Below are 21,791 nucleotides of genomic sequence, written 5' to 3'. Positions count from 1 at the left end.
TTGTTAATTCTATCGAATTTAACTTCTTATCCGTTTTTAACGAGAACCTAGGCGAGCACCTTCAACCCGTGCGAGCCCTTTACGAGTTGTAATCTTATCCATGTTTAAATTCTACAAAAAACAGAAATTTAAGCGCCTTCAGAGTACGCTGATGACTGCGTTTCTTGTCCTCAGCATTACGCCTCTTACCATCACTGCGATTTTTTTCCTGCAATCCCATAGTAAAGATCTGCAAGAACAGAGCACTTCACATCTGCTTTCTGTTCGTGATACCAAACAACAACAGATCCTCGACTACTTCGAAGCGCAAGAAACCGAAGTCATGGGATTTGTACGCTCTGAGCTCGCGTATGCCAGTGGTGGTCGTTTTTACGGCCTCGTCAATGCATTTAGCCGTTTAGGCAATGATATTGAAGAAGCACGTGAAAATGCTCAGCAACGTTATATCGAAGGCAGCGGTGACCAAATCAAAACATCGATTTTGCCGGAGTCCTCAAATTATGTCGGCAGTGAACGTTATCGCTTACTCCACAAACGTTATCACTGGGCGTATCTGGAGCTACTCAAACGCTCAGATTTTAATGATATTTTGCTGGTCGATATTAACGGCAACGTAACCTATTCCATTAACAAAGACGACAACTACGGTACTAACCTACTAACGGGGCGCTATAAAGACTCGGCATTAGGTAAAACCTTTAAACGTCTAGCTGATGACGTCAACGAACGCCGCAAAGTGAATGAAGATTATACGCCCGTCATTATTTCTGATTTTGAACTGGAACATGGTCGACAAGTCGCTTGGCTTGGTGCACCTATCGTTCAACAAGGCTATTTGCACAGCTATGCTATGTTCCGTTTACCAAACAACGGCATTACCAAGCTGATCGCAGATAAGAACCGTGAATCGTCCATCAACACTCTACTGGTCGGCAGCGATCAGCAACCACGTACGATTAATACCAAGCAAGACAGTATTCAAAACAGTCTTGAAGTCATCGATAAAGCTTTAGCGGGACAAACCGACGTTGGCACCTACACCAATGGACTTGGCGAAGAAATTATCGCTGCATTTGCCCCAATTCAAACACGCGGTATTACATGGGCGCTCGTGGTTCAACTTCCAGAAAAAGAGGCGTTTTCACGCATTCATCAACTGGAAAAGCTCTTCGTTATCGCCATGCTAATCGCGATCATTCTTGTGGTGATTGCATCGCATTATTTGTCCAACTTCATTACATCACCACTGCTGAAGCTGACTTGGGCGGCGGAGAAAGTATCCGCTGGCGACCTCGACGAAACGACATTCAATACCGAACGTAAAGATGAAATCGGTCGCTTGGCTATCAGCTTCGAACGTATGCAGCGCTCGATTCGAGAAAAAATCCAAACCATCAAACAGCAAAACGAAGAACTTGAAAGCAACATCAAGCTGATTCAGAAGCAAAATGATGAGTTGCAACTGGCTGATAAACTGAAAGATGAGTTCCTCGCAACAACCTCGCACGAATTGCGTACACCGCTACATGGCATGGTTGGGATAGCAGAAACCCTTGTGTCAGGAGCAAATGGAGTCATTCCCGCCAGTCAAAAATACCAACTTGATATCATTATCAAAAGTGGTCAACGCTTAGCTAACCTCGTAGACGATTTATTGGATTACCACAAAATGCGCTATGGCAGCATGGATATCCAAAAATCGGCAGTAAGCTTAGCCAGTGCAACACGCTTGGTGCTTGAGCTTTCTAATCACCTGCTAGGCAATAAGACCATTCGCATCATCAACCAAGTACCAGCCGACCTGAAAGCCGTTTCGGCCGATCCTCAACGCCTCGAGCAAGTGCTGTATAACTTGATTGGCAATGCCATTAAATACACCTCAGAAGGTAAGATCGTCATTTCCGCTACCATTGTTGACGATCACGTCCGAGTGCAAGTGGTCGATACTGGTCAGGGGATTCCAGCAGAACATCTTGAGCATATTTTTGAGCCTTTAATTCAAGCTGGCCAAGATGCAAGTCGCTATCGTCAAGGTGCGGGACTGGGACTATCGATTAGCCGCCAACTGATTGAGTTGATGGGCGGTTCACTTTACGTGAGCAGCCAGCCGATGGTCGGCACCACGTTTAGTTTCACACTGCCATTGGCCAGCGAAGAGGAAATCCAAGCAACTCAAACCTTAGTGGCGCGTGGGCACTTCCAAATTCCTGAGATTAATTTGGAAAATGGCGACGACTTATCGCTACCCGAGAACCCTGATGGCCCACTGCTTTACGTCGCAGATGATGAACCCGTTAACTTGCGAGTACTGGAAAGCTTCTTACGCCTAGAAGGATACCGCGTTCGTACCGTTTCAGATGGCCCAGAAACGCTGGCGCTGGTTGAACAAGAAAAGCCGGAACTGCTGTTACTCGACATTATGATGCCCGGCATGAGCGGCTACCAAGTATGTAGTGAACTACGTGAAACCTATGATCATGCTGAGCTACCTATCATTATGCTCACCGCTCTCAGCCAAACAGAAGACCGTGTGAGAGGCTTTGAAGCAGGCGCGAATGACTACTTATCGAAGCCATTCAACAAACAAGAATTGGCGGCACGTATCCAAGCGCATTTAACAGCAAGTAAAGCGGAAATGCGCCATATGGAAAACAAAGTGCTGGAGTCAGAGCTTAGACAGCGAGCTGTCGTCGAAGCAAGCCTTCTTGAAACTCAAGGTCGTTTGTTAGAACAGCTAGAATCTGCTCCGGAAGCTATTATTTGTCTGCGAGAAGATCAGCGTATTCGTTTTGCCAACGAAGCGGCTTGTAAGCTATTCAAACGCAGTTTAGAGCAACTTAAACGCTCGTCAGCTGATGAACTGATCGCACCAAAATATTTGACGGTGAAGCAGCCTCATTATTGCGGCAAGATTGATATCTACATTGAGGATATTCGTCAAAACATTGAAGCCGACATTCTAAAACTGCCAGAAGGCTCCGGCTTAGATGTGATGTACATCTTTAATGTCGGTGGTGGAGCTAACGCCGCGCGTATTCATAACCTAGAAACTGCGGTCGAAGTACTCTCAAGTTATGCATTCGATGGTGATAGAGACCAGTTGCAGAAACTCAAAGAGCTTGGTGGAGAGTTTACTCGTTTGGCTGATAAGGCTTTGGGCAACAAAAAAGATAAGCAAGATTTGATGCGTGAAGTGTTGGTCGATGCCATGACGCATGCATTAGACTATTGGGAGTCTGTTACGGGTGAAAGTAAATTTGCGTTTGCCGAACAAAGTGGGCTGTGGCGCGTCTACCTCGACCGAAGCACACTGCAAACTCGCACGCTCGATAAATACATGCGTATCGAAACTCTGCCTAAAACACCACGCTGGAGAACGGTTCTGAGTTCGATTGAGTTTATTCTTGAACACTGTAAAGAACAGAGCCCTGAACGTGCTTACATCGAAGCACAGCGCGATAAATTGCAAAGACTGCTCACTAGCTAAACCTCTCATAAAATACAAGCCTCGCTCAATGCGGGGCTTTTTATACCTATTGTTTTCTGCCTATGGGTGGTACGCACTCTCCCCTCTCAAACACAAAATGCATGACATGTAAACGGTGAATGTATGCTCCTATGCACTCAACGAACTAGTACGAGCTGACATTTTCACAAACACCATTAATCTTAGCGACGGCCTCAAGCACTCTTCTTAATTGAGCTCATTTCCTAGCGGCTTCGACGGAACTCTCCTCTTCTTTAAACGAAAAAACACCGTAGTTAAAAAGTGTTGTATTGCACTATTTATCAATCCGCCATTCTTCTTTGATAAATGGGAAATTAGACTTCATTTTTCTTGTAAAAAAAGCATAATCCCCCCCTTAATTTCGCTGGTAAAAAAGACGATTTTTCATATTCCAAACGGAAATTGACCAACAATTGACAGAGATTGCGAAGTCAATCACAACAGAACGGCAGATTAAATTTCACCTGATTAATTAACGCGTTCAGCGCATGTGAGCTAGATCTCCGAACCTTAGATAGACAGAAATACCCCTTTAAACACTTACACCTCAACGTTAGCATACACTAACACACAAACAAAACACGGATATAAACTGCGACACATATCAATGTTCATTTTTCAACCAAGAACGAGCTAAAAGCAAACAAAATGACGTTTATGACGTGGGCGGGTGTGTTTTTAACGTTTTTAACGGGAATCGAGTTTGATTATTTTATGGATAAGGTGTTTTCTTACTCCTGCCTAAGGCCTACAGGCCACTCTTAACGAGACTTAATGTGAAAAGCGTAAGTAACGAAAAACGAAGAGGTAGGTCTTGGAGAGTGTTTATCAATTGATGACATTCAATTCCATTTAGTGAAATGAAAGCAAATAGTAAGGAACAGCTATGCTTGCCAATATTAAAAAAACAGCACTAGCAACAGCAATTATTGCAACAGCTACTACAGGTTTTGCATCGGTAGCTACTGCGGCTGAACGCAGTGAACTGACTATCCACCCTAAAGAGTTTACAACTTTCGTTCGTAACTTTAACCCTTTCTTGGGTGCAACTAACTTGCACACAACAACCGACTTCATCTACGAGCCACTAGTTGTTTTCAACGAAATGCACGGTAACACTCCGGTATTCCGTCTAGCTGAAAACTTCAAAATGGCTGACGACCTAATGAGCGTAACTTTCGATATTCGTAAAGGCGTGAAATGGTCTGATGGTCAAGCATTCACTGCTGACGACGTTGTTTACTCTTTCAACCTAGTAAAAGAGAAACCTGAGCTAGACCAGTCAGGCATCAACTCTTGGGTTACTGGTGTTGAGAAAGTTAACGACTACCAAGTTAAATTCCGTCTAAGCGAAGCAAACTCTAACGTTCCTTACGAAATTGCTAAAGTACCAGTTGTACCTAAGCACGTATGGAGCAAAGTGAAAGATCCAGCAACGTTTACTAACGAAAATCCTGTAGGTTCAGGTCCATTCACAGTTATCGATACGTTCACTCCACAATTGTACATCCAATGTCAAAACCCGAACTACTGGGATGCTGACAACCTAGATGTTGACTGTCTACGTGTACCTCAAATCGCAAACAACGACCAATTCCTAGGTAAGATTGTTAACGGCGAGATGGACTGGACTTCTTCATTCGTTCCTGACATTGACCGTACTTACGCTGCAGCAAGCCCGAACCACCACTACTGGTACCCGCCAGCGGGTACTCAAGCGTTCGTAGTGAACTTCAAAAACCCAGACGCTGCTAAGAACGAAGCACTAACAAACGTTGACTTCCGTCGCGCGTTCTCTATGGCGCTTGACCGTCAAACTATCATCGACATCGCATTCTACGGTGGCGGTACAGTGAACGACTTCGCATCTGGCCTTGGCTACGCATTCGAAGCTTGGTCTGACGAAGCAACTCACAACAAGTACAAAGGCTACAACACGTACAACGTTGAAGGTGCTAAGAAACTTCTAGCGAAAGCTGGCTTCAAAGACGTGAACAAAGATGGCTTCGTAGACACACCATCAGGTAAGTCTTTTGAGCTTCTAATTCAATCGCCAAACGGTTGGACGGACTTCAACAACACAGTCCAACTAGCGGTTGAGCAACTAGCAGAAGTTGGTATCAAAGCACGTGCTCGTACTCCAGACTTCTCTGTGTACAACCAAGCAATGCTAGAAGGTACTTACGACGTTGCTTACACCAACTACTTCCACGGTGCAGATCCACACTTGTACTGGGATAGCGGTTACAACTCGAAGCTACAATCTGGCGATGGTATGCCTCGTTTCGCGATGCACTTCTACAAGAACGACAAGCTAGACAGCCTACTTAACAGCTTCTACAAAACAGCTGATAAGCAAGAGCAGCTAGAAATCGCTCATGGTATCCAGCAAATCATCGCTCAGGATCAAGTTACTATCCCTGTGTTGTCTGGCGCTTACATGTACCAATACAACACAACTCGCTTCACTGGTTGGTGGAACGAAGAAAATCCTAAGGGCCGTCCAAACATTTGGGCTGGTATCCCAGAGCGTCTACTTCACGTACTGGACCTAAAACCAGTTAAATAAGTAGAAGTTCATTTCTCGCGGCACACATCCCGTGTGCCGCCTATAAAAATCCCCTAATAACGAAACCAATATGTGGCGCTCGTCGTCAGGGGATTTTTCGCTCTAAATTTCGCTAGGGGCGACCTGAAACCAGAAACAGGGAAAAAATCTGGGTGAGTAAGGTGTGAGTTATGGGTTATTTTTTAAGACGTTTGTCGTTCTATCTTGTCGCGCTCTTAGTTGCGGCGACGTTAAACTTTATTATTCCGCGAGCAATGCCTGGTGACCCAGTTACCATGATGTTTGCGAACGCTTCAGTACAGGTAACGCCAGAGCGAATCGCAGCAATGAAAGAATTGCTAGGTTTCGTTGATGGTCCTATTTACATCCAATACCTGTCCTACATTAAAAACATTCTAAGCTGGGAGCTAGGTACTTCAATTCAGTTCTATCCGCTTTCAGTAAACTCTCTACTTGGCAGTGCATTTGGCTGGTCTCTGTTCCTAGCTGGTACAGCGGTTGTACTTTCTTTCTCAATCGCATCAGTTCTTGGCATCTTCGCCGCTTGGAAACGTGGTAGTCGTTACGATGCCTTCGTAACACCAGGCACACTGATCATCCAAGCTATCCCACAAATGGTTATCGCAATGCTAGCGCTGTTTACCTTTTCAATTGGCTTGAAATGGTTCCCATCTGGCTACGCTTATACACCAGGCACCGTGCCAGATTGGTCAAGCTGGGCATTCATTAAAGACGTTGGTTACCACGCGGTACTGCCTCTATTTTGTGCAACGATTGTTCAAATCGGTGGCTTCCTAGTAAACATGCGTAACAACATGATCAACCTTCTAGCTGAAGACTACATCACTATGGCTAAAGGTAAGGGTCTAAGCGAAAACCGTGTGGTATTTAACTACGCCGCTCGTAACGCTTTACTTCCAAGTGTGACTGCACTTTCAATGTCTCTAGGTATGGCTATCGGTGGTCAGTTGATTATCGAAATGATCTTTAACTACCCAGGCCTAGGTACTGTTCTATTGAACGCTATCCACGCTCGTGACTACCAAGTACTTCAAGGTCAGTTAATTATCATGACGATGTTCATGCTGTGCTTCAACTTAATGGCTGACATGCTGTACATGATTCTAGACCCTCGCCTACGCAAGGGAGGCAAATAATCATGAAAAACTTATTCAAACTGATTTTAGGCAACTCGTTCGCACGTATTGGTTTAGCCATTATCACGATCTTCATCTTCGTTGCAGTGGCAGCACCATTAATTACAAAACACGCACCAGACAAGCGTACTGGTAATCCTCATGAGTACCCAAGCTTTGTTGTGAAACAAGCGCAAAGTAACCCTGATGGTTGGGTGGCTAAGAACCTAGCAGACGATCGTCGCACGCTGATTATGTCTAAAAAAGCAGATCACGTATTAGGTACTAGCCGTATGGGCCGCGACATCTGGTCACAAGTGGCTTACGGTGCCCGCGTATCACTAGGGGTAGGCTTTGGTGCTGGCATCATCGTGTGTTTCCTAGCGACGGTCATTGGTATCTCGGCAGGTTACTTCGGCGGTAAAGTGGATGACGTATTGAGTGCTGCAATGAACATCATGTTAGTAATTCCTCAATATCCATTGCTGTTTGTATTGGCGGCATTCATTGGCGAGGCAGGTCCTCTCACCATTGCCTTAATTATTGCAGGTACTTCCTGGGCTTGGGGCGCTCGTGTTGTTCGCTCGCAAACCATGGCACTGCGTGAGAAAGAGTTCGTTAAAGCAGCCGAAGTTTTGGGTGAATCTCCATTCCGCATCATCTTCGTTGAAATTCTGCCAAACCTAATTCCTATCGTAGGTGCAAGCTTCATCGGTTCAGTAATGCTGGCAATCAACACCGAAGCCGTTATCTCGTTCTTGGGTCTTGGCGACGCAAACACCATCAGCTGGGGCATCATGCTGTACAACGTACAAACATCTTCAGCAATGTTGATTGGCGCATGGTGGGAAGTACTCGCACCTTGTATTGCACTAACACTACTGGTTACTGGCCTTGCTCTGCTGAACTTTGCCGTTGACGAAATTGCGAACCCTCAGCTTCGTTCTCACAAAGGTATGAAACGCTGGAAAAAACTAGCAGCAAAAGACAAGAAAGAGCGTGAGCCTGAATTGGCACCGCAAAATGCACTATGGAGCGGAGATAAATAATCATGACTGCACCACTAATTTCTATCCGTAACCTATGCGTAGACTACATTACAGATGCGGGCGATGTCCGAGCCTGTAACAACGTAAGCTTTGATATTGCACCGGGCGAAGTCTTTGGTCTGGCTGGTGAATCAGGCTGTGGTAAATCAACCGTTGCTTTCTCGCTAATGCGCTTACATAAGCCGCCAGCGTTTATCACCGGAGGTGAAGTTATCTTCAATGGCGAAGACATACTCCAATACAGTGATCAACGCATGCAATCATTCCGTTGGAGTGAAATGTCGATGGTATTCCAAAGTGCGATGAACGCGCTGAACCCAGTTCTCACTATGGAAGAACAGTTCTGCGACGTAATTATGCGCCACACAGGACTCACTCGAGCTCAAGCAAGAGTTCGCGCTGAAGGCCTATTGGAAATAGTTGATATTCATCCTAGCCGCTTGAGCGATTACCCTCACCAGTTCTCTGGTGGTATGCGTCAGCGTTTGGTTATCGCTATTGCTCTGGCTCTGAATCCGAAGATGATCATCATGGATGAACCAACTACGGCACTAGACGTGGTGGTCCAACGTGAAATTCTGCAAAAGATTTACGCGCTTAAAGAAGAGTTTGGCTTCTCGATTCTGTTCATTACTCATGACTTGTCGCTGATGGTCGAGTTTTCTGACCGTATCGGCATCATGTATTCAGGTGAATTGATTGAAGTCGCACCTTCGAAACAAATTCTGGAAAGTCCTTACCACCCTTACACCAAAGGTTTGGGTAGCTCTTTCCCTCCACTAACTGGCCCTAAGACCAAATTGACTGGTATTCCAGGCAACCCTTTGAACCTATTAGAGATTCCTCAAGGCTGCCGCTTCCAAGCTCGCTGTGACCGTGTCCACGAAGCTTGTACACGAGTACCTACTCAGCTGCGTCAAATTGAACCTGGTCGTTATTCAAACTGCCACTTGTACGGCGATACGATTGCTCAAGCCAAGGTTTAAAACCAGAAGTTACGCTAGCTAAGAACAAAATTACACTGGAGAGAATTATGAGCAAACAACTCGGCGAACTGCTGGTTGAGGGTAAAAACGTCGTTAAGGACTTCCCGTTAAACAGTAACTCAATCAAGCAGTCAAAGATGCGTGCTATCAACGACGTATCTTTCAAAATGTACAAAAGCCGCGGTTTGTCAGTAGTGGGCGAATCTGGTTCAGGTAAATCGACCACCGCTAAAATGATTGCAAAAATGTACGCACCTACTGACGGCATCATTGAGTACAAAGGGCGTGATATTCAAGACATCACCTCAAGACAAGACTTGATGGCGTATCGTGAAGGCGTACAAATGGTGTGGCAAGACCCGTTTGGCTCGCTAAACCCAACGCACAATATCTTCCACCATATTGCGCGCCCGCTGCTTATTCATAAAAAAGTAGCACCGGGCAACAAGAAAGAACTGGAAGAGCGTGTGTACGACCTACTTGAACAAGTTGGTCTTATTCCACCAAAAGAAACGGCGCAAAAGTTCCCGCACCAGCTATCTGGCGGCCAGCGTCAACGTGTAAACCTAGCTCGTAACATCGCAGTAGGTGCAGAAGTGGTATTGGCGGATGAGCCAACATCGATGCTCGATGTATCAATCCGTGCCGGAGTTCTGAACTTGATGGAAGAGATGAAGTTCGAGAAACAAATGTCTCTGCTTTACATCACTCACGACATCGCAACAGCGCGTTACATTGCTGAAGATCTCGCAGTCATGTACGTAGGTCACATGGTTGAATGGGGCGATACTGAAGAAATCATTCACGATCCTCAACACCCATATACGCAACTGTTGGTATCTGCGGTTCCAGATCCATCGAAGTCTATTCACGAGAAGCTGAAAGGCAACAAAGGGGAAATCCCACTTTGGACACCAGAATCTGTCGGCTGTCCATTTGCAGGACGTTGTGTGCACGCTACTGACAAATGTCGCGAACGACTACCGGGCGTCACTCAACTGTCCGACAACCACTTTGTCCGCTGTTACTTATTTGAAGATTAATCATAACGAGGGTCAGGTTCAGCCTGGCCCATTCCTGTTTTTATCGTTTCCCGGAGACATTGAATGCTGCTACTGACTAACCACATTGGTTATGAACGTCTGGGCCCCAAAAAAGCCATTATCCAGACCGAACAACCACACTTGTCTTCTTACACTGCTCAATTGATTTGTGCCACTAGCGAGCAAACAGTGGCAACTTTTGCGGTTGAAGAACAAGGTAAAGTGGCGAACTGGCATCAGGGCTATTTCTACCTCATCGACTTTTCATCTTTCACAGATTCAGGCGACTATTTCCTGCAAGTGGAAGATTCGCGTTCTTCTTATTTCACTGTTGGCGAACATATTCTGTTGAATCAAACCCTGTCAGATGTGATCCACTACTTCAAATCACAACGTTGCGGTGGGGTTTTCGATCAACAAGATCGACAAGTGCCAGTGCTCAACGCCAATCAAACAGTTGATGTTCACGGTGGCTGGTACGACGCATCTGGAGACGTTAGTAAATATTTAAGTCATCTTTCATACGCTAATTATTTGAACCCTCAACAAACTCCAATGGTGGTTTGGAACATCCTAAAAGGGCTTTCATTGCTTGAAGGAAGCGAAGACATTGCAGCCTTCACACGCACACGTCTTATTGAAGAAGCCCTGTTCGGTGCAGACTTCCTTGTTCGTATGCAAAACGAAAAAGGCTTCTTCTACATGACGGTCTTTGATAAGTGGAGCAAAGATACTGCGCAACGAGAAATCTGTGCCTACGAAACGCAACTTGGTCACAAATTTGACGACTACCAAGCAGGCTTTCGACAAGGTGGCGGTGTCGCCATCGCAGCTCTGGCCGCGGCGTCGCGTTTAGGTGTTCACGGCGAATACGATCAACAGAAATACCGCAACGCTGCTGAAAATGGTTACTGGCACTTAAAAGAGCACAATACGCAGTACCTCAATGATGGTGAAGAAAACATTATCGACGAATACTGTGCGCTACTAGCTAGTGTAGAACTGTTTAAAGCCACCAAAGAAACTCGCTACTTGGAAGAGAGCCGTTTGTGGGCACAACGCTTAGTTGCCCGCCAAATGAGCGACGAGCAGATTCAACACTTTTGGTCAGCAAACCAAGACGGCAGTCGTCCATACTTTCACGCTGCCGAAGCAGGTCTACCAGGTATTGCCCTATGCGAATACCTAGCAATTGAAGACGACTCCGTACAGACAGAATCAGTAAAATGCATCGTTAACCGAGCGTGTGAGTTTGAGATCAAAATATCGAATAAAGTGACCAACCCATTCGGTTACCCTCGCCAGTATGTTAAAGGCGTAAATGAGTCAAAACGCGATGCATTTTTTGTCGCACACAACAATGAATCCGGCTATTGGTGGCAAGGCGAGAATGCTCGATTGGGCTCACTCGCGACCATGGCGTATCTCGCTCAACCGCATATAGCGTCGCAAGAAATACAGCAACAACTTTCCGTGTTTGCTCAAGATGCATTGAACTGGATTGTAGGCTTAAACCCGTACGACATGTGCATGCTTGATGGCCACGGTCGTAACAACCCTGATTACCTTCCTCAATATGGTTTCTTCAACGCTAAAGGCGGTGTATGTAACGGAATCACTGGCGGCTTTGAAGACGAGGAAGACATCGCATTTAACCCACCAGCACAAAAAGACGACATGCTACAAAACTGGCGCTGGGGCGAACAATGGATCCCGCATGGCGCTTGGTACTTACTCGCGATAATGAGTCAAGCTCAGCATATTTCTCAGTTGGCAACCTCTAAAAATATTAAGGAACAATAATCATGGGGATGTATTTTGTTGGTATCGATGGTGGCGGCACGTCATGTCGAGCCAGGATTAAAGATTCACAAGGTAATTTTCTTGGCGAGGCCAAAAGCGGCAGCGCCAACATCATGCTAGGTGCTGAAATTGCAATGGCTTCGATTCTTGAATCCATCACTTCGGCTGCCGAGCAAGGCGATCTGACACAACAAGATTTCGCATCGATGCATGTCGGCTTAGCCCTTGCAGGTGCTGAGCACAAAGCATCTTGGCAAGCCTTTATGTCTCTTCCTCATCCGTTTGCCAGTATGACTCTTAATACTGATGCTTACGGCGCGTGCGTTGGTGCACACAATGGCGAAGATGGCGCAATCATGATCGCAGGAACGGGCTCTTGTGGCATCTACCTTAAAGGATTGGAGCAGCACGTTGTCGGTGGTCGCGAATTCCCTATTTCGGATCAAGGTGGCGGCGCAGTGATGGGGCTTCGCCTAGTTCAACAAGTTTTGTTAGCAGAAGATGGCATCAGGGAGAAAACGCCTCTAGCACAACACGTCATGGCACATTTCGAAAATGACGTTGATAACGTGGTGGCTTGGTCTAAACAAGCGCTTCCTCGTGATTATGGCCAGTTTTCTCCTGCGATTTTCCAACATGCAGAACAAGGTGATGCACTAGCAATTGAGATGCTGAAGCAAACTGCAGCTGATATAGAAATGTTTCTCGTGGCATTAAACAAGCGCGGCGCAACGCGTATTTGTTTAATGGGCAGCATTGCTGAACGTATTTTAAGTTGGCTTTCGCCACCAGTTCAGCAATGGGTTGTTGAGCCACAGTTTGACGCGATTGAAGGCGCAATTATGTTTGCAGGTAAACCTGAACATAACCTTTACTCGCTCAGTGCGGCGTAGGAGTAGATATGGAATATCGTGTTGATCTCGTCGTCCTATCAGAACAAAAGCAAAACTGCCGTTTCGGACTGACTTTCCATAACTTGAGCGATCAAGATCTCCACAATTGGAGCCTGATTTTTGCTTTTGATCGCTACATCCTGCCGGATAGTATTTCGAATGGTCAGCTCAAGCAAATTGGCAGCTACTGCACCCTCAAACCAGAAGGGTTGGTGCTGGCAGCTAACCATCATTTTTACTGCGAGTTCAGTATTGGTTCGAACCCATTCCGTTACTATTCTGATGGATTCAATGAAGCCTTGGTCAACTTTGAAGTCAACGGCAACCTGCAGCGAGCTCAAGTCGATGTCACGCCGATCGTATTGGCTTCGCCGTACCGTGAACGTAGTGAGATCCCTTCCAGCTTGACGCATGCGCAGCCTTTATTGCCAAAACCAAACCATATAGAAGTCAGCGATCACTGCTTTAGCTTTAATCATCACGCTGGCGTTGCAGTTTATTCAAACCTAGCCAATGCAGCTAAAGAGTGGTTACTTGAAGAGCTTAAGCGCATTCATCAATTTGAGTTCGCATCAGACAATGGCAGTCAGATCATCTTCAAAGGCAACCCAACCTTGGATGAAGGCGCCTACAAGCTGAAGGTAACAGAAGAGTCGATCAAAATTGAAGCTGGCTCTTCGTCTGGTTTTACCCATGCTTGTGCAACGTTATTGCAACTGATCAAAGTTGGCGATCAACCAGCCTCAATGGAAGTGGTTTGCTGTTCAATCAAAGACCGACCACGTTTTCGTTACCGCGGTATGATGCTAGATTGTGCTCGCCATTTTCACTCCGTTGAGCAAGTCAAACGTTTGATCAACCAGTTGGCTCACTACAAGTTCAATACATTCCATTGGCACCTTACCGATGATGAAGGTTGGCGAATTGAGATCAAATCATTGCCTCAACTAACCGATATTGGCGCATGGCGTGGGTTGGATGAAACCAATGAGCCACAGTACACGCACCTTGCTGAGCGTTACGGCGGTTTTTACACTCAAGAAGACATCAAAGACGTGGTTGCCTTTGCTTCGAAACGAGGCATCACTGTTATCCCTGAAATCGATGTACCAGGCCACTGCCGAGCTGCCATCAAGTCGTTACCACACCTATTGGTAGAAGCAGAAGACACCACCGAATACCGCAGCATTCAGCATTACAACGACAACGTCATTAACCCAGCTCTGCTGGGGAGCTATGAGTTTATCGATAAAGTGTTGGAAGAAGTCTCCGCGTTGTTCCCTGCCCCTTATGTTCATATCGGTGCGGATGAAGTACCTAACGGCGTATGGTCAAAAAGCCCTGCATGCCAAGCACTAATGGAACAACTGGGTTACAGCGACTACAAAGAGTTACAAGGGCACTTCTTGCGTCATGCCGAAGACAAACTACGCAAACTTGGCAAGCGCATGCTGGGTTGGGAAGAAGCACAGCATGGCGACAAAGTCAGCAAAGACACAGTGATCTATTCGTGGTTAAGCGAAGAAGCGGCGTTGAACTGCGCGCGCCAAGGTTTCGATGTGGTGCTACAACCTGCGCAAACCACCTACTTAGATATGACCCAAGATTACGCACCAGAAGAACCGGGCGTGGATTGGGCTAACCCATTGCCGCTAGAAAAAGCTTACAACTATGAACCACTCGCTGAAGTGCCAGCCGACGATCCAATACGTAAACGCATTTGGGGCATTCAAACCGCATTGTGGTGCGAAATCATCAACAACCAGTCTCGTATGGACTACATGGTCTTCCCGCGCTTAACCGCAATGGCAGAAGCATGTTGGACAGACAAGCAACACCGAGACTGGACCGACTATTTATCACGTTTGAAAGGACACCTACCGCTGCTTGATTTGCAGGGAGTGAATTACCGTAAACCGTGGAAGTAATACAGAGCTGATGTAGAAGCATCACGCTTGAAGAGTTTTTAAATTTTGGCTGCAGACGCAGCTTTGTAAAAAGGAAATACACAAATGAAATACGGCTATTTCGATAACGAGAATCGTGAATACGTCATTACTCGCCCTGATGTACCTGCTCCTTGGACCAACTACCTAGGTACAGAAAAATTCTGTACCGTTATCTCGCATAACGCAGGTGGCTATTCGTTCTACAACTCTCCAGAATACAACCGTGTTACTAAGTTCCGTCCAAATGCGACATTCGATCGCCCAGGACACTACGTTTACCTACGTGATGATGAGACGGGAGATTACTGGTCAATCTCTTGGCAACCAGTTGCCAAAAGCCTAGACGAAGCGAACTACGAAGTTCGTCATGGTTTGTCGTACTCTAAATTCAAGTGTGAATACAGCGGCATTAGCGCAACCAAAACGCTCTTTGTACCAAAAGGCGAAGATGCAGAAATTTGGGATGTGGTCATCAAGAACACCTCTGACAAACCGCGTACGATCAGTGCATTCTCATTTATTGAGTTCTCGTTCAGCCACATTCAATCAGATAACCAAAACCACCAGATGTCTCTCTACTCTGCTGGTACGTCATACAACGAAGGCGTGATTGAATACGACCTGTACTACAACACTAACGATTTCGAAGGCTTCTACTACCTAGCGTCAACGTTTGATCCAGATTCATACGACGGTCAACGTGATAGCTTCCTAGGTCTATACCGCGACGAAGCAAACCCACTAGCAGTAGAACAAGGTAAGTGTTTTAACACCGCACAAACGTGTTACAACCACTGTGGCTCTCTGCACAAGCAATTTACTATCCAACCAGGAGAAGAAGTTCGCTTTGCTTACATTCTAGGTATCGGTAAAGGCAACGGTGAGCGTCTACGTGCTAAGTACCAAGACCTTGCAGAAGTCGACAATGCATTTGCTGGCATCAAAGCACACTGGGATGAGCGTTGTGGCAAGTTCCAAGTGAAATCGCCAAACGAAGGCCTAGACACCATGATCAATGCTTGGACGCTATACCAAGCAGAAACATGTGTGGTTTGGTCTCGCTTTGCTTCGTTCATCGAAGTGGGTGGTCGTACTGGTCTTGGTTACCGCGATACGGCGCAAGACGCAATTTCCGTTCCTCACGCGAACCCGAAAATGACTCGTAAGCGCATCGTTGATCTACTGCGTGGTCAAGTAAAAGCGGGTTACGGCCTACACCTATTCGATCCTGATTGGTTCGATCCTGAAAAAGCAGATGTTAAACCATCTAAGTCTCCAACGGTTGTTCCTACTCCGTCCGATGAAGATAAGATCCACGGTATTGAAGACACTTGCTCTGATGATCACCTATGGCTAGTACCAACCATCTGTAAATACGTGATGGAAACCGGTGAGCACAGCTTCTTCGACGAAGTGATTCCTTACGCGGATGGCGGTGATGCAACCGTGTATGACCACATGAAAGCTGCGCTAGACTTCTCAGCTGAATACGTGGGTCAAACGGGCATCTGTAAAGGTCTACGTGCCGACTGGAACGACTGTCTAAACCTAGGTGGCGGCGAGTCTTCAATGGTGTCTTTCCTACACTTCTGGGCGCTACAAGAGTTCATCGACCTTGCAAAATACCTAGGCAAAGAAGCTGACGTTGAGAAATACACCGAGATGGCAGCAAACGTGCGTGAAGCGTGTGAAACACACCTTTGGGACGAAGAAGGCGGCTGGTATATCCGTGGTCTAACGAAAAACGGCGACAAGATTGGCACAGCGCAACAAAAAGAAGGTCGTGTACACCTTGAGTCAAACACTCTTGCGGTGCTGTCTGGTGCGGTATCTCAAGAGCGCGGTGAAAAGGCAATGGACGCAGTCGACGAGAATCTATTCTCTGAATACGGCCTACATCTGAACTCACCATCATTCGCAACACCAAATGATGATATCGGCTTTGTAACGCGCGTTTACCAAGGCGTAAAAGAAAACGGTGCGATCTTCTCACATCCAAACCCATGGGCTTGGGTTGCTGAAGCAAAATTGGGGCGCGGTGACCGTGCGATGAAGTTCTACGATGCACTCAACCCATACAACCAAAACGACATCATCGAAAAACGTATCGCAGAACCGTACTCCTACGTGCAGTTCATTATGGGTCGAGACCACCAAGATCACGGTCGTGCAAACCACCCATGGCTAACTGGCACATCTGGTTGGGCTTACTTCGCAGTGACCAACTTTATCCTTGGTGTGCGCACAGGTTTTGATGGTCTCACTATCGATCCATGTATTCCAACTAACTGGCCTGGATTTGAAGTCACTCGTCAGTGGCTAGGCGCGACTTACAACATCAAAGTTGTTAACCCTGATTCAGTCAGCAAAGGCGTGAAATCTATCACTCTGAACGGCGAAGCTATCACTGGCGCATCAGTACCAGTTCAAGCGGAAGGCTCCGTGAACGAAGTGATCGTAACACTAGGTTAATCGCTTAAAAATACCCCAATGCACTTTTGCTCTTTAGCTTGTGCATTGGGTTCGCTAGCAAAATTTTAAGGCGCGGTGTATTGCCGCCCTTATTGAGGTTCGAATCATGATCAAATTTGGTACAGGCGGTTGGCGCGCATTCATCGGTGAAGAATTCACTAAAGATAATGTTCGTTTGGTTGCTCAGGCAGTAGCAAACATCACTAACAGAGAATCAGTGGCAGATCGTGGCTTTATCATTGGCTATGACCGACGTTTTCTGTCTGATAAAGCGGGCCGTTGGTTTGCCGAAGTTTTAGCGGCAAATGGCATTGTAGTTAGCTTTATCGATAAGTTTGTTCCAACACCAATCGTGATGTTCAAAGCAAAAGAGATGGGCTGTGCTTACTCGGCGTGCATCACCGCATCGCATAACCCTGCAGATTACAATGGCATCAAAGTCTTCATTGAAGGTGGTCGTGATGCAGATGAAATCATTACCGAGAAAATTGAAACTCAAATTTCCACACTTACCGCACAAGATGTGAAAAGTGTCGATTTTGATCAAGCGGTTGAAGACAAGTTGATTGAAATCATCAACCCGATGAACGAGTTTGTTGATTCAATCATCGACTTTATCGACATTGAAGCAATCAAAAAAGCCAACCTTCGTGTGCTGATTGACCCGATGTTTGGTGTCGCGAAAAACGCACTACAAACCGTCCTAATCAACGGTCGCTGTGAAGTAGACGTGATCAACGACGGAAAAAACCCAGACTTCGGTGGTTTAATGCCTTCTCCAAGTGCTGCAACCCTGTACCGCTTGATGCACCTTGTCGCGCAAGAAGGCTACGACATCGGTATTGGTACTGACGGCGATGCAGACCGTCTTGGTATCATCGATGAGAAAGGCAACTTCATTCATCCAAATGAAGTGCTGATTCTTCTGTATTACTACCTATTGAAATACAAAGGTTGGAAAGGCTCAGTCGTACGTAACATCGCGACAACACATCTACTAGACAAAATCGCCGAAGATCACAGTGAGAAATGTTTTGAGGTTCCAGTTGGCTTCAAACACATCAGCTCGCAAATGGAAGCAGATGACTCACTGATTGGTGGAGAAAGCTCTGGTGGTTTAACTATTCGCGGTCATATCAAAGGTAAAGATGGTGTGTTCGCATCGAGCTTACTGATTGAAATGATCTCGGTAACGGGCAAAAAGTTGTCTGAACTACTGGATGAAATCTATGGCAAGTACGGCTACGCGTACATGGCAGAAGGTGATTGCAAATTCAAACCAGCGCAAAAAGAAGTCCTATTCAACAAGATATATGTTGAAAAACAACTGCCTGAGTTTGAGTTCGATATTGAAAAAGTCAGCTACGAAGATGGCGCGAAAGTCTACTTCAAGAACGGCGGTTGGATCATCGCGCGCTTTTCTGGTACTGAGCCATTACTACGTATTTTTGCAGAAATGCAAGATAAGGACACTGCGGAACGTGTTCTTCAACAGTTTAAAGAGTTCTTGTCTCTATAACTGACCTTGTGCCCGCTTCGAGCACAATGATGAGAGCCGACGCTGTCTGAAAAGGCGCTCATCAACAGGAGAAGAGCACTTGCCCGGCATCACTGCCGGGCTTTTTTGTATCTACAAATCGAGAATGGATTCGCAATCCCGTATGCAGAGGCATTAAGTGAACGCTAGCACGCCTTGAGTTTCGATCTTCACAGCAACGCGCTCACCGATATGAAGCGGCTGTGATGCAATAGCCAGTAGACGATCACCATTAGCATCAATCACATAACGACAATGATCACCCATGAAGTGCTGCTCAAGCACAGTGACCGCACTGTCTTCATCCGACTGAATTTGGACATGTTGTGGTCGCAGTAGTAATGAACAAGCAGATTGCATTTGAATCTCTTGCTGCGCACTCGCCTCAACTACACCAATATGGGTTTCGTATTCCGTATCTGAAATGCGCGTTGCGGCTAGGTAGCTACCACCACCTAAGAAGTCTGCAACAAACTTGCTCGAAGGTTGGTAGTAGAGTTCTGAAGCCGTGCCGTATTGCTCAATAACACCGTGGTTCATCACCGCCATTTTGTCAGCAAACGCAAATGCTTCTTCACGACTGTGAGTCACGAAAATCGCTGTAACGCCTTGTGCCTTAAAAATCTTACGGATCTCGCTGATTAACTCGTGACGAACCTGAGTATCAATATTGGAAAACGGTTCATCCAAAAGCAGTAAATCAGGGCTGTAAGCCAGAGAACGGGCAATCGCAACGCGCTGTTGTTGTCCACCAGAAAGCTGATGTGGATAACGATCGGCATAACCTTGAAGGTGCACGAGTTCTAGCATTTCATCAACGTTCGCGCGCTTTTCCTGTGCTGATTGATGCTTCAAGCCAAAGGCTATATTTTGCGCAACTGTCAGATGAGGAAATAGTGCATAATCTTGGAAGATCATTCCGATATTGCGCTCTTCTGGCGGCAACCAATTTTCACCATCATCAATCGTCTGACAATTTAAGCTCATTTGACCAGAAGTAAGAGGCAGCAAACCAGCAATCGCTTTCAACAATGTCGTTTTGCCACAACCACTCGCCCCTAAAAGACAAACGATTTGCCCCTGTTCAACTTCAAGCGACAAAGACTCTAAAACGGTTTGAGCATCGTATTGGCAAGTTAGGTTTTTAATTGATAGTGCGCAGCTCATCAGTGATTTTGCTCCAGTGAACGGTTAACAACAACAAGCGGGATCAACCCAACAAGAACCAACAATACAGCAGGCAGAGCTGCCAATTCTAAATGCTCATCCGAGGCAAAGTTATATACGTATGTTGCCAGTGTTTCAAAATTGAATGGACGCAGAAGCAGAGATGCATTGAGCTCTTTCATCGACTCAATAAACACCAACAATGCCGCAATCAGTGCACCACGTTTTACCAGTGGGAAGTGCACTCGCCACAGCATCGTATTAGGCGTACATCCCATCGTGCGTGACGCCATATCTAACGATGGAGAAATTTTATTTAGATTACTTTCGATACTACCAATCGCAACAGCAGAGAAACGCACCACCATCGCAAAGATCAACGCAAACATTGAGCCTGAGAAAATCAGCCCCGGCCTACCCCATTCCATCGCCTTCGCAATATCGTTTACGCGATAGTCCATAAACAGCACGGCAACCATCACGCCGATCGCCAATACCGTTCCAGGTACTGCGTAGCCCATTGAGGAAAGACGCATAAAAGCAAGGCTTTCACGTTTGCCATTGACTCGGTGAGTAAAGTTAACCACAAGAGCAACGGCCACGCCGATGATCGCAGCAATGACAGACACAACAAGACTGTTCCACGCGTACTCACGGAATTCTGGTGTCCAGCTTTGCTCAAAGTAAGTAATGGAGTAATCAATCAACTGAAGTAATGGCAAAATGAACGCCACAGCAACCAGCCCCCAACACCACACCAGTGCCGCCCATTTTTTCCAGCTACTTAACTCGTAACGAAAATCTTCATGGCTGTTAAATTGGCTTTGGAATAGTTTCTGCTTTCTGCGGCTATAGCGTTCTGTACTGAGTAGCAGCACAACAATCAACAACATAATTGCGGAAATTTTAGCGGCCGCGTTAAGGTTAGAATAACCAAGCCATGTGTCGTAAACCGCTGTCGTTAATGTGTTAACGGCGAAATAGCTGACAGTGCCGAAGTCCCCGATGGTTTCCATCGCCACCAGCGACAAACCCACGGCAATAGAAGGCCGCACCAAAGGCATCGAAATACGCCAAAAGCTCTCCCAAGGTGAGCATTTCAGCAAGCGGGCACTTTGCAGCAGTGAAACATTCTGTTCCATAAACGCCGCGCGGCACAGTAGATACACGTAAGGGTATAGCACTAGAGACAGGACAAAGGTCGCCCCCGGCAAGGTTCGAATATCTGGGAACCAATATTCGCCAGGTCCCCACCCGGTAACATCACGCAGGAATATTTGAATTGGGCCAGCAAAGTCGAACCAATCCGTAAATATGTAGCCAATAATGTAACCCGGCATTGCCAATGGCAATACAAGCGCCCACTGTAACCACTTTTCCGTTGGCAACTTACACATTGCCATTAACCAAGCACTTGGAATACCGAAAATAAGAGACAGGCCCATAACCCCAATCGTTAAGACGACGGTGTTATAGATATAGGTTGGCATCACCGTCGACATCAAATGTGTAAACAGGTTATCCGTTTCACCAATTGCGGTGTAGAAGATCGCTAAGATCGGCAAAACCAGTAACAGAGTTATCGCTCCACTACTGGTTTTCCATAGAGAATGTCTATCTTTCATTGCCTAATTACTGCAAGGCTTTATGAAATACAAATGCTGGTGCAAATACATCTC

13 protein-coding genes are annotated in these 21,791 nt (G+C 46.2%); 11 read left to right on the top strand and 2 right to left on the bottom strand.

Annotated elements, in window-relative coordinates; genetic code table 11:
* Positions 1-100: 100 nt before the first annotated feature.
* From BIW15_RS04955 to BIW15_RS04905, 11 genes are all read left to right on the top strand, one after another.
* Positions 101-3,487 carry a response regulator gene (locus BIW15_RS04955; RefSeq protein ID WP_005461251.1) on the top strand — a complete coding sequence of 1,129 codons (3,387 nt, stop codon included), beginning with the start codon at positions 101-103 and terminating at the stop codon, positions 3,485-3,487.
* A gap of 907 nt (positions 3,488-4,394) precedes the next feature.
* On the top strand, positions 4,395-6,077 hold the full coding sequence (locus tag BIW15_RS04950; protein WP_005461274.1) for an ABC transporter substrate-binding protein: 1,683 nt from the start codon (positions 4,395-4,397) through the stop codon (positions 6,075-6,077).
* Positions 6,078-6,247: 170 nt separating this feature from the next.
* Positions 6,248-7,234, top strand: a complete 987-nt coding sequence (locus BIW15_RS04945) for an ABC transporter permease (protein WP_005461259.1) — start codon at positions 6,248-6,250, stop codon at positions 7,232-7,234.
* 2 nt (positions 7,235-7,236) lie between these two features.
* Positions 7,237-8,262: an ABC transporter permease gene (locus BIW15_RS04940; RefSeq protein ID WP_005461261.1), complete on the top strand. Its 1,026-nt coding sequence runs from the start codon at positions 7,237-7,239 to the stop codon at positions 8,260-8,262.
* A gap of 2 nt (positions 8,263-8,264) precedes the next feature.
* Positions 8,265-9,248: an ABC transporter ATP-binding protein gene (locus BIW15_RS04935; RefSeq protein WP_005461267.1), complete on the top strand. Its 984-nt coding sequence runs from the start codon at positions 8,265-8,267 to the stop codon at positions 9,246-9,248.
* A 47-nt stretch (positions 9,249-9,295) separates the two neighbouring features.
* The gene (locus BIW15_RS04930; protein ID WP_005461254.1) at positions 9,296-10,291 is read left to right on the top strand and encodes an ABC transporter ATP-binding protein; all 996 of its coding nucleotides are present in this window, start codon (positions 9,296-9,298) and stop codon (positions 10,289-10,291) included.
* Positions 10,292-10,354: 63 nt separating this feature from the next.
* The gene (locus BIW15_RS04925) at positions 10,355-12,094 is read left to right on the top strand and encodes a glycoside hydrolase family 9 protein (protein WP_005479087.1); all 1,740 of its coding nucleotides are present in this window, start codon (positions 10,355-10,357) and stop codon (positions 12,092-12,094) included.
* Between the two features lie 2 nt (positions 12,095-12,096).
* Positions 12,097-12,987 (top strand): N-acetylglucosamine kinase, encoded by an 891-nt coding sequence (locus tag BIW15_RS04920; protein ID WP_077280645.1) that lies wholly within the window; start codon positions 12,097-12,099, stop codon positions 12,985-12,987.
* Between the two features lie 8 nt (positions 12,988-12,995).
* Positions 12,996-14,915, top strand: a complete 1,920-nt coding sequence (locus tag BIW15_RS04915; RefSeq protein ID WP_077280644.1) for a beta-N-acetylhexosaminidase — start codon at positions 12,996-12,998, stop codon at positions 14,913-14,915.
* 84 nt (positions 14,916-14,999) lie between these two features.
* On the top strand, positions 15,000-17,408 hold the full coding sequence (locus tag BIW15_RS04910) for a GH36-type glycosyl hydrolase domain-containing protein (protein WP_077280643.1): 2,409 nt from the start codon (positions 15,000-15,002) through the stop codon (positions 17,406-17,408).
* A gap of 106 nt (positions 17,409-17,514) precedes the next feature.
* On the top strand, positions 17,515-18,927 hold the full coding sequence (locus BIW15_RS04905) for a phosphoglucomutase/phosphomannomutase family protein (RefSeq protein WP_077280642.1): 1,413 nt from the start codon (positions 17,515-17,517) through the stop codon (positions 18,925-18,927).
* A 153-nt stretch (positions 18,928-19,080) separates the two neighbouring features.
* Here the strand turns inward: BIW15_RS04905 and BIW15_RS04900 are convergent, their stop codons facing one another.
* Together BIW15_RS04900 and BIW15_RS04895 are read right to left on the bottom strand one after the other, a co-directional pair.
* Positions 19,081-20,112, bottom strand: coding sequence for an ABC transporter ATP-binding protein (locus BIW15_RS04900; RefSeq protein ID WP_077280641.1), 1,032 nt, complete (start codon positions 20,110-20,112; stop codon positions 19,081-19,083).
* Complete coding sequence (locus BIW15_RS04895) at positions 20,112-21,737, bottom strand: iron ABC transporter permease (protein WP_025572590.1); 1,626 nt, start codon at positions 21,735-21,737, stop codon at positions 20,112-20,114. Before BIW15_RS04895 ends, BIW15_RS04900 begins: the two co-directional genes overlap by 1 nt.
* Positions 21,738-21,791: the final 54 nt, after the last annotated feature.

The sequence above is a fragment of the Vibrio sp. SALL6 genome, assembly GCF_002002385.1.
GTDB lineage: Bacteria > Pseudomonadota > Gammaproteobacteria > Enterobacterales > Vibrionaceae > Vibrio > Vibrio parahaemolyticus.
This window is presented reverse-complemented; position numbering and strand designations above follow the sequence as displayed.

Excerpts from the sequence above, each read along its gene's own strand:
- BIW15_RS04905 (WP_077280642.1), top strand. The coding sequence starts at position 17,515 with ATGATCAAATTTGGTACAGGCGGTTGGCGCGCATTCATCGGTGAAGAA.
- BIW15_RS04895 (WP_025572590.1), bottom strand. The coding sequence starts at position 21,737 with ATGAAAGATAGACATTCTCTATGGAAAACCAGTAGTGGAGCGATAACT.
- BIW15_RS04920 (WP_077280645.1), top strand. The coding sequence starts at position 12,097 with ATGGGGATGTATTTTGTTGGTATCGATGGTGGCGGCACGTCATGTCGA.
- BIW15_RS04930 (WP_005461254.1), top strand. The coding sequence starts at position 9,296 with ATGAGCAAACAACTCGGCGAACTGCTGGTTGAGGGTAAAAACGTCGTT.
- BIW15_RS04950 (WP_005461274.1), top strand. The coding sequence starts at position 4,395 with ATGCTTGCCAATATTAAAAAAACAGCACTAGCAACAGCAATTATTGCA.
- BIW15_RS04940 (WP_005461261.1), top strand. The coding sequence starts at position 7,237 with ATGAAAAACTTATTCAAACTGATTTTAGGCAACTCGTTCGCACGTATT.
- BIW15_RS04910 (WP_077280643.1), top strand. The coding sequence starts at position 15,000 with ATGAAATACGGCTATTTCGATAACGAGAATCGTGAATACGTCATTACT.
- BIW15_RS04915 (WP_077280644.1), top strand. The coding sequence starts at position 12,996 with ATGGAATATCGTGTTGATCTCGTCGTCCTATCAGAACAAAAGCAAAAC.
- BIW15_RS04925 (WP_005479087.1), top strand. The coding sequence starts at position 10,355 with ATGCTGCTACTGACTAACCACATTGGTTATGAACGTCTGGGCCCCAAA.
- BIW15_RS04955 (WP_005461251.1), top strand. The coding sequence starts at position 101 with ATGTTTAAATTCTACAAAAAACAGAAATTTAAGCGCCTTCAGAGTACG.
- BIW15_RS04945 (WP_005461259.1), top strand. The coding sequence starts at position 6,248 with ATGGGTTATTTTTTAAGACGTTTGTCGTTCTATCTTGTCGCGCTCTTA.
- BIW15_RS04900 (WP_077280641.1), bottom strand. The coding sequence starts at position 20,112 with ATGAGCTGCGCACTATCAATTAAAAACCTAACTTGCCAATACGATGCT.
- BIW15_RS04935 (WP_005461267.1), top strand. The coding sequence starts at position 8,265 with ATGACTGCACCACTAATTTCTATCCGTAACCTATGCGTAGACTACATT.